The sequence below is a fragment of the Cellulomonas sp. genome (genome assembly GCF_035634735.1).
Classification (GTDB): Bacteria; Actinomycetota; Actinomycetes; order Actinomycetales; family Cellulomonadaceae; genus Cellulomonas.
In genome coordinates this window covers 1-7,470 of record NZ_DASQCJ010000185.1, presented here as the reverse complement: position 1 = coordinate 7,470, position 7,470 = coordinate 1, and the positions used below count along the sequence as shown (strand labels likewise).

Sequence of the window (7,470 nt, the reverse complement as noted above, 5' to 3'; positions counted from 1 at the left end):
CGGCCCGGGGGCGCCCGCCGGCGGCCGGCTCGGGGGCCCTTCCCCCCGGGCGGCCGAGCAGGGGTCCGCGCGCCGAGGGGGTACGCGACACGTCGAGTGCCTACCCGCCGGATAGGCACTCGACGTGTCGGATGTGCGCTCGCGGGGGTCAGTCGAGCGGGAGGGCCGCCGGCGCGGGTGCCGCCGGCGCCGCCGCCCCGCCCGCCGCCCGCGCCGCCGGCCCGGGCGCCGCCGGCGCACCCCGCCCCGCGGACCACACCGCCCCCGCGCCAGCGAGCACGACCAGCGCGATCCCGCCGAGCGCCGCGACCGGCAGCCGGTCCCCGAGCGCCACGGCCCCGACCAGCGCCGCCATCGCGGGGTCGATCGCGAACAGCGTGCCCACCACCCGGGTGCCCGCGAGCCGGGCGGCCTGGAAGTCGAGCGAGAACGCGAGGGCGACGCCGATCAGCCCGGACAGCACGAGCGGCGCGACGTGCCCGCCCTCGAGCGCGGGCGCCTGCGCCACCTGGAACGGCGACAGCAGCAGGGCGCCGACCGCGACGGACAGCGCGAGGTCGCCGAGCCCGCCGGACCCCGAGCCGACCCGGCCCGCGAGCACCGTGTACCCGCCGAACGCCGCGGCCGCGCCGAGGCCGAGCGCCACGCCGACCGGGTCGAGCCCGCCGGTCGGGGTGCCGACGACCAGCACCACGCCGGCCAGTGCGACGAACGGCAGCAGCCGCGACCGGCCCGCCGACGCCACCGCGGCGACCGCCAGCGGCCCGCAGAACTCCAGGGTCACCGCGACGCCGAGCGGGATGCGGTCGAGCGCCGCGTAGAACAGCACGTTCATGGCGGCCATCGCGGCGCCGTACAGCGCGATGCCGGCCCACTGCGACCGGGTGCGCCCGCGCAGCGCGGGCCGGGCCAGCAGGAGCAGGACGAGGGCGGCGGCCGTCATCCGGTAGCCGGACACGGCGAGCGTGCCGAGCGAGCCGAACGCGGACGAGGCGAGCGCGGCCGAGATCTGCACGGACGCGGAGCCGACCAGCACGAAGGCGGCGGCGGTGAGGGCGCGCGGGCGCGCGCCGAGGGGTGACGAGAGCATGGGGGTCCTCAGCGGGACGGCCCGCCGGTGCGGCGGGCGGTGGTCGGGGTGCCTGCGCGGCACGCCGGCGCGAGCGTCGGGCGTGCCGGGGTCAGGCCCCGGGCCCCCGGCGCGGGGCGCAGCCCCGGTTGCTCATCGGATCCATGGCGCGAGCGTACGTCCCGGTCGCGCGCGGTCCGCGGGGTGTCCGCATGCCGGGCGGCCCGGGCCCCGGGGAGCCCCCCGGGGGGGCCGGACCGCCGCCGTGGTGGGCGCCGCCGCGTCAGGCCGCCGCGGCCCGCGGGATCTCGTCGACCGACGTGTACACGGGGATGCCGCGCCGGCGGGCGATCGCCACGTCGTTGTCCGCGCCCGCCGAGTCCCCGGGCAGCCGGAGCACGGCGTCGCAGTGCGCGAGCAGCCGCTCGGCGGTGGGGTAGAGCACGTCCTGGGCGCGCGGGTCGGTCGGGCCGTCGGCGCCCATGCTCGCGAGCACGGGGAGCGCCACCCACTCGCCGATCATCGGCACGTGCCCGCGCTCGAAGATCGGCCAGGCGGCCTCCTCGAGGCGGCGGAGGTTGGCGGCCATGGCGGCGGGGTCGCCGCCCGTCCCGGACTGGTAGGGGCCGGCGATGAGGATCAGCTGTGCGGTCATGTCCCGACCATAACGCGCAGAACCGTGCAAGACTAGGCAGCACCACGAAACACCGGGCGACACGGAGGAGGCCGCGATGCTGCCGGCACAGCGACGGGACGAGCTGCTGCGCGTGCTGCGCACCGAGGGGCGCGTCGTCGCCAAGGACGCCGCCGACCGGCTCGGCCTGTCCGAGGACACCGTCCGGCGCGACCTGCGCGAGATGGCCGCCGCGGGGCTCTGCCAGCGGGTGTACGGCGGCGCGCTGCCGGTGTCGCCCGCGGTGGCGGACTACGCGGGCCGGCGCTCGGTCGCGGTCGAGAACAAGGACCGGGTGGCGCGCCGCGCGGCGGAGCTCGTGCGGCCGGGGAGCACCGCGATCCTCGACGGCGGCACCACGGCCCTCGCCGTCGCCCGCGCGCTGCCGCCGGACCTGCGGGCGACGGTCGTCACGCACAGCCCGACGGTCGCCGCGGCGCTCGCGGAGCACCCGACGGTCGAGGTGCTGGTGCTCGGCGGGCGGCTGTTCAAGCACTCGGTGGTCACGTCCGGCGCGCTGCTCGCCGAGGCCGCCGCGGGGGTCTGGGCGGACGTGTTCCTGCTCGGCGTCACCGGCGTGCACCCGGAGGCCGGCCTGACGACCGGCGACGCCGAGGAGGCCGCCACGAAGCGGGCGCTCGCGCGGCGCGCGGGGGACACCTACGTGCTGGCCAGCGCGGAGAAGATCGGCGCGGCGTCGCCGTTCCGGGTGCTGTCGCTCGACGAGGTCGCCGGGGTGGTCACGGACGTCGACCCCGCCGACCCGGCGGCGCGGGCGCTCGCGGACGCGGGCGTGCCGCTGGTGGCGGCGGGCTGACCGCGGCCGCCGGGGCGCCCGGCGGCGCTCAGGCCCGGGTGCGGAACGTCAGCAGGTACCGCGTGGTGCCCGCGGCGAGCAGCGCCGCCCCGAGCATGTGCAGCATGACGAGCAGGATCGGCAGGTCGGTGGACACCTGGACGTAGCCGATGACGCCCTGCAGCGCGACGAGCCCCACCATCACCCAGCCGCGGCGGCGCAGCAGGCGCGGCCCGCGCCGGTTCAGCCACAGCAGCACGACGAGCAGGCCGGTGAACAGCCACACCGACGCGGCGTGCACCTTGGCCATCAGGTACGGGTCGACGGCGATCCGGTAGCCGACCTCCTCGTCGCCGGAGTGCGGGCCGGCGCCCGTGGTGATCACGCCGAGCGCGAGCACGAGGACCAGCAGCGCGCCGAGCACCGGCGCGAGCCGCCGGGACCACGGCCCGACGACCGGGATCCGCGGCCCGTCGCCCTCGCGGCTGCGGTGCACCAGCAGCGTCGACGCCGCGACCAGCGCCATCGACACCATGAAGTGCAGGCTGACCCACGCGGGGTGCAGGTGCAGCAGGACGACGACGCCGCCGATGAGCGCCTGCAGCACGACGCCGGCCAGCGGGGCGAACCCGAGCCAGCGGTAGGACCGGGACCGGTCGCGGTCGAACCACACGATCAGCGCGACCGCGACGGCGATGACGCCGAGCACGCCGGTGAGGGTCCGGTTCCCGAACTCGACGAACTGGTGGTAGGTCGTCTCGGGGTGGAACGCGGCCGTGAACTGCCCCGGCTCGCACTGCGGCCACGTCGAGCAGCCGAGGCCGGAGCCCGTCAGGCGCACCGCGCCGCCCGTGACGACGATGCCGATCTGGGCCACCAGGTTCGCCACGAGGACGGGGTACGCCAGGCGGTCCCGCCACGCCGCGAACCGGGAGGGCGCGGGGGTGACGGGGGCGGCGGCGACGTCGGGGCTCACGGCGACCAGCCTACGGTCCGGCGACCCGCGTTCGTGCCGCGGTGCACGAGGTCTTGGTCACGCGACCCACCCGCGCACCCGGGGCGTCAGGAGGACCAGCGGAACCAGCGCCGGACGGCCGCGGCGAGCAGCAGCGCCCACGCCGCCAGCGCCGCGAGGTGCGCGGCCGGGAACGCCCCGTCCACCAGCGACGCCCGCAGCGCCTCGCCCAGCGCGCCGGGCGGCAGCCACTCCGCGACGGCCGCCCACCACCCGGGCAGGTCGGACACCGGCAGCACCAGCCCGCCGACGACGGCCAGCACCACCAGCAGCAGGTTCGCGACGGCGAGCACCGCCTCCGCCCGCAGCGTCCCCGCGAGCAGCAGTGCCAGCGCCGTGAACGCCGCGACGCCGAGCAGCAGCGCGAGCAGCGCGCCGGGCAGGCCGGCCGGGTCGGGCCGCCAGCCGAGCGCGAGCCCGGTGACCGAGACGACGACCACCTGGAGGGCCGCGACCGCGAGCACCGCCAGCGCCTTGCCGGCGAGCAGGCCGCCGCGCCCGAGCGGCGTCGTGGCCAGCAGCCGCAGCACGCCGTTGCGCCGGTCGAACGCCGTGGCGATGGCCTGCGAGGTCAGCGAGCCCGCCATCACGGCGAGCCCGAGGATCCCGGGCGTGACGACGTCGATGCGCTCGGCGTCGCCGACCCCGATGTCGAGGAACGACCCGCGCCCGAGGGCGACGAGCGCGACCACCGGGATGATGAGCGTGACGAGCAGCTGCTCGCCGTTGCGCAGCACGGCCATCGTCTCGAACCGGGCCTGGGCGCGGACCCGGCGCCCGGCGGGCGCGGCGCGGTCGGCGGCGGGGGCGGTCATCGCAGGTTCCGTCCGGTCAGGTCGAGGAACACGTCCTCGAGGGTGCGGCGCCCGACGTCCACCCGGGCCAGCAGCACGTCGCGGTCGGCGCACCACGCGGCCAGCGCGGCGACGAGCGCCGGCGTCGCGGGGGAGTCGACGGCGTACGCGCCGGGACCCGTCTCGGTCACGGCGGCGGGCCCCGCGGCCCCGGCAGGCGTCAGCGCGGCGCCCAGCGCGGCGAGGTCCAGCCCCGGCTCGGCCCGGAACGTCAGCGTCGAGGAGTCGGCCCCGGCCAGCAGCGCCGGCACCGACCCGTGCGCGATGACCCGCCCGTGGTCGACGACGGCGACCTCGTCGGCCAGCGCCTCGGCCTCGTCCATCAGGTGCGTGGTCAGCAGGACCGCCACGCCGTCGGCGCGCAGCTCCTCGACCAGCGACCACACCGCGCGCCGCGCCTGCGGGTCCATGCCGGCCGACGGCTCGTCGAGGAACACCACGTCGGGCCGCCCGACGACCGCGGTCGCCAGCGCGAGCCGCTGCCGCTGGCCGCCGGACAGCCGGCGGACCGTGGTCCGGGCGAACGGGGTGAGACCGAGCCGCTCGGCGAGCTCGCCGACGTCCCGGGGCCGGGCGTACATCTCGGCGACGTGCCGCAGCACGCCGAGCGCGGGCACGCCGGTGGGCAGCCCCGCGTCCTGCAGCATCACGCCGACACGGGGCCGGAGCGCGGCGGCGTCGGCGACCGGGTCGAGCCCCAGCACGCGGACGGAGCCGCCGTCCGGGGTGCGGAGCCCCTCGCAGCACTCCACGGTGGTGGTCTTGCCCGCGCCGTTGGGGCCGAGCACCGCGGTCACCCGCCCGGGGGACGCGTGCAGGTCGAGCCCGTCGACGACGGCGCGGCCGTCGTACCGCTTGACGAGCCCGCGCACCTCGACGGCGGGCGGGGAGGAGGACTGGCCGAGCACCCCGCGAGTGTAGGGGTCGCGGGTGTGGTGAGGCTGACCTTGCTTGCCAGGACTTATTTCGGCAACAAGGATGTTGCCGATATCGGGAGCCCCCGTCGGGGCTCCGCGGGGCCGGGGCCCGCCACGGGCGCCCACGCTCCCGCGAACCAGCCGCGCAGCAGTGGACCGGAGGTGTGTGCCATGAGCGCCAGCACGCCGGGGACCGCCGCCGCGCCGGAGGCCGACTGCGCGACCGAGGCCGCCGCCGCGACGCCCCGACCCGCGCTCCGACCCGCGGAGCCGACCAGGCCCGCGGAGCACGAGTCCGAGGCCGAGGCCGGCACCCGCCGCCGGGTGCTCGACCTGATCGCCGCCGACGGCCCCGTCTCGGCCGCCGAGCTGGCCGCCGAGCTCGACCTGACCGCCGCGGCCGTCCGCCGGCACCTCGCGGTGCTGGAGGGCGAGCAGCAGATCGGCGTGCACGACGGCGGCGCCGTGGGCCCCGCGCGCCGCGGTCGCCCCGCCAAGCGCTACGTCGTGACCGCGGCGGGCCAGGCGGCGCTGACCCAGCAGTACTCCGAGCTCGCGTCGCAGGCGCTGCGGTTCGTCGCCGAGATCGGCGGCGCGGACGCGGTGCGCAGCTTCGCCGAGAAGCGGGTCCGCGACCTCGAGGTCCGGCACGCCGACGCGCTGGCGGAGGCGGGCGACGACCCGGTCCGCCGGGCGCAGGTGCTCGCCGACGGCCTCGCGGTCGACGGGTTCGCGGCCACCGCGCGCCCCGTGCCCGGCGGCCACGCCATCCAGCTGTGCCAGGGCCACTGCCCGGTGCAGGACGTCGCGAGCGAGTTCCCCGAGCTCTGCGAGGCGGAGGCGCACGCCTTCTCCCGCATGCTCGGGGTGCACGTGCAGCGGCTCGCGACGCTGGCCCGCGGCGGCCACGTCTGCACCACGAACATCCCGATCGTGCCGGTCCGCCGGCCCACGACGACGGACTGACCGACCACCCGAGCCCCCCGACCCCCGTGCACCCGCGGAAGGACGATGAGATGACGACGACGGACCCCGGCCGCCCGGCTGCGGCCGAGCCGATGAGCCAGGACGAGGCCATCGCCTCGATCGGCAACTACGGCTACGGCTGGCACGACACCGACGACGCGGGCGCCACGGCGCAGCGCGGCCTGTCGGAGGACGTCGTGCGCAACATCTCGGCGCTCAAGAACGAGCCCGAGTGGATGCTGAAGACGCGCCTGAAGGCGCTGCGCCTGTTCGACAAGAAGCCGATGCCCTGGTGGGGCGCGGACCTGTCGGGCATCGACTTCGACAACATCAAGTACTTCGTGCGGTCGACGGAGAAGCAGGCGACGTCCTGGGAGGAGCTCCCGGAGGACATCAAGAACACCTACGACCGCCTGGGCATCCCGGAGGCCGAGAAGCAGCGCCTCGTCGCCGGCGTCGCCGCGCAGTACGAGTCCGAGGTCGTCTACCACCAGATCCGCGAGGACCTGGAGGCGCAGGGCGTCATCTTCGTCGACACCGACACCGGCCTGCGGGACTACCCGGAGCTGTTCGAGCAGTACTTCGGCTCCGTCATCCCGCCGGGCGACAACAAGTTCGCGTCGCTGAACACGGCCGTGTGGTCGGGCGGCTCGTTCGTCTACGTGCCGCCGGGCGTGCACGTCGAGATCCCGCTGCAGGCCTACTTCCGGATCAACACCGAGAACATGGGCCAGTTCGAGCGGACGCTGATCATCGCGGACGAGGGCTCGTACGTGCACTACGTCGAGGGCTGCACCGCGCCGATCTACCAGTCCGACTCGCTGCACTCCGCGGTCGTCGAGATCATCGTGAAGAAGAACGCCCGCGTGCGGTACACGACGATCCAGAACTGGTCGAACAACGTCTACAACCTCGTGACCAAGCGGGCGACCGCGGCCGAGGGCGCGACGATGGAGTGGGTCGACGGCAACATCGGCTCCAAGGTCACCATGAAGTACCCGGCGATCTACCTGCTGGGCGAGCACGCCCGCGGCGAGACGCTGTCCATCGCCTTCGCGGGCGAGGGCCAGCACCAGGACGCCGGCTGCAAGATGGTGCACGCCGCGCCGCACACCTCGTCGTCGATCGTGTCGAAGTCGGTGGCCCGCGGCGGCGGCCGGACCTCGTACCGCGGCCTGGT

General features: G+C 76.5%; 8 protein-coding genes. 3 read left to right on the top strand and 5 right to left on the bottom strand.

All coding sequences use genetic code 11. The features are described from left to right. Nucleotides 1–148: 148 nt before the first annotated feature. Together VER05_RS15165 and VER05_RS15160 are read right to left on the bottom strand one after the other, a co-directional pair. The gene (locus VER05_RS15165; RefSeq protein ID WP_324846170.1) at nt 149–1,090 is read right to left on the bottom strand and encodes an EamA family transporter; all 942 of its coding nucleotides are present in this window, start codon (nt 1,088–1,090) and stop codon (nt 149–151) included. 262 nt (nt 1,091–1,352) lie between these two features. After that, nucleotides 1,353–1,724 carry a DUF4406 domain-containing protein gene (locus VER05_RS15160; protein ID WP_324846169.1) on the bottom strand — a complete coding sequence of 124 codons (372 nt, stop codon included), beginning with the start codon at nt 1,722–1,724 and terminating at the stop codon, nt 1,353–1,355. Nucleotides 1,725–1,800: 76 nt separating this feature from the next. Here VER05_RS15160 and VER05_RS15155 point away from each other — a divergent pair, with 76 nt between their 5' ends. Then, entirely contained in the window at nt 1,801–2,559 is a 759-nt protein-coding gene (locus VER05_RS15155; protein WP_324846168.1) for a DeoR/GlpR family DNA-binding transcription regulator, read from the top strand. 28 nt (nt 2,560–2,587) lie between these two features. Here the strand turns inward: VER05_RS15155 and VER05_RS15150 are convergent, their stop codons facing one another. The 3 genes from VER05_RS15150 to VER05_RS15140 form a co-directional block, all read right to left on the bottom strand. Continuing rightward, on the bottom strand, nt 2,588–3,514 hold the full coding sequence (locus tag VER05_RS15150; protein ID WP_324846167.1) for a COX15/CtaA family protein: 927 nt from the start codon (nt 3,512–3,514) through the stop codon (nt 2,588–2,590). 86 nt (nt 3,515–3,600) lie between these two features. Next, nucleotides 3,601–4,368, bottom strand: a complete 768-nt coding sequence (locus VER05_RS15145; RefSeq protein WP_324846166.1) for an ABC transporter permease — start codon at nt 4,366–4,368, stop codon at nt 3,601–3,603. Continuing rightward, nucleotides 4,365–5,315, bottom strand: a complete 951-nt coding sequence (locus VER05_RS15140; protein WP_324846165.1) for an ABC transporter ATP-binding protein — start codon at nt 5,313–5,315, stop codon at nt 4,365–4,367. The genes VER05_RS15145 and VER05_RS15140 overlap by 4 nt, the downstream gene beginning before the upstream one ends. A gap of 180 nt (nt 5,316–5,495) precedes the next feature. Here VER05_RS15140 and VER05_RS15135 point away from each other — a divergent pair, with 180 nt between their 5' ends. Both VER05_RS15135 and sufB read left to right on the top strand, forming a co-directional pair. Then, nucleotides 5,496–6,290 (top strand): helix-turn-helix transcriptional regulator, encoded by a 795-nt coding sequence (locus VER05_RS15135; protein WP_324846164.1) that lies wholly within the window; start codon nt 5,496–5,498, stop codon nt 6,288–6,290. A gap of 50 nt (nt 6,291–6,340) precedes the next feature. Next, nucleotides 6,341–7,470: Fe-S cluster assembly protein SufB (gene sufB / locus VER05_RS15130; protein WP_324846163.1), on the top strand; the 1,130-nt coding region annotated here is incomplete at its 3' end.

What these genes read in the sequence shown, in the direction of transcription:
- VER05_RS15165 (WP_324846170.1), bottom strand. Translation starts at nt 1,090, where the DNA reads ATGCTCTCGTCACCCCTCGGCGCGCGCCCGCGCGCCCTCACCGCCGCC.
- VER05_RS15160 (WP_324846169.1), bottom strand. Translation starts at nt 1,724, where the DNA reads ATGACCGCACAGCTGATCCTCATCGCCGGCCCCTACCAGTCCGGGACG.
- VER05_RS15155 (WP_324846168.1), top strand. Translation starts at nt 1,801, where the DNA reads ATGCTGCCGGCACAGCGACGGGACGAGCTGCTGCGCGTGCTGCGCACC.
- VER05_RS15145 (WP_324846166.1), bottom strand. Translation starts at nt 4,368, where the DNA reads ATGACCGCCCCCGCCGCCGACCGCGCCGCGCCCGCCGGGCGCCGGGTC.
- VER05_RS15135 (WP_324846164.1), top strand. Translation starts at nt 5,496, where the DNA reads ATGAGCGCCAGCACGCCGGGGACCGCCGCCGCGCCGGAGGCCGACTGC.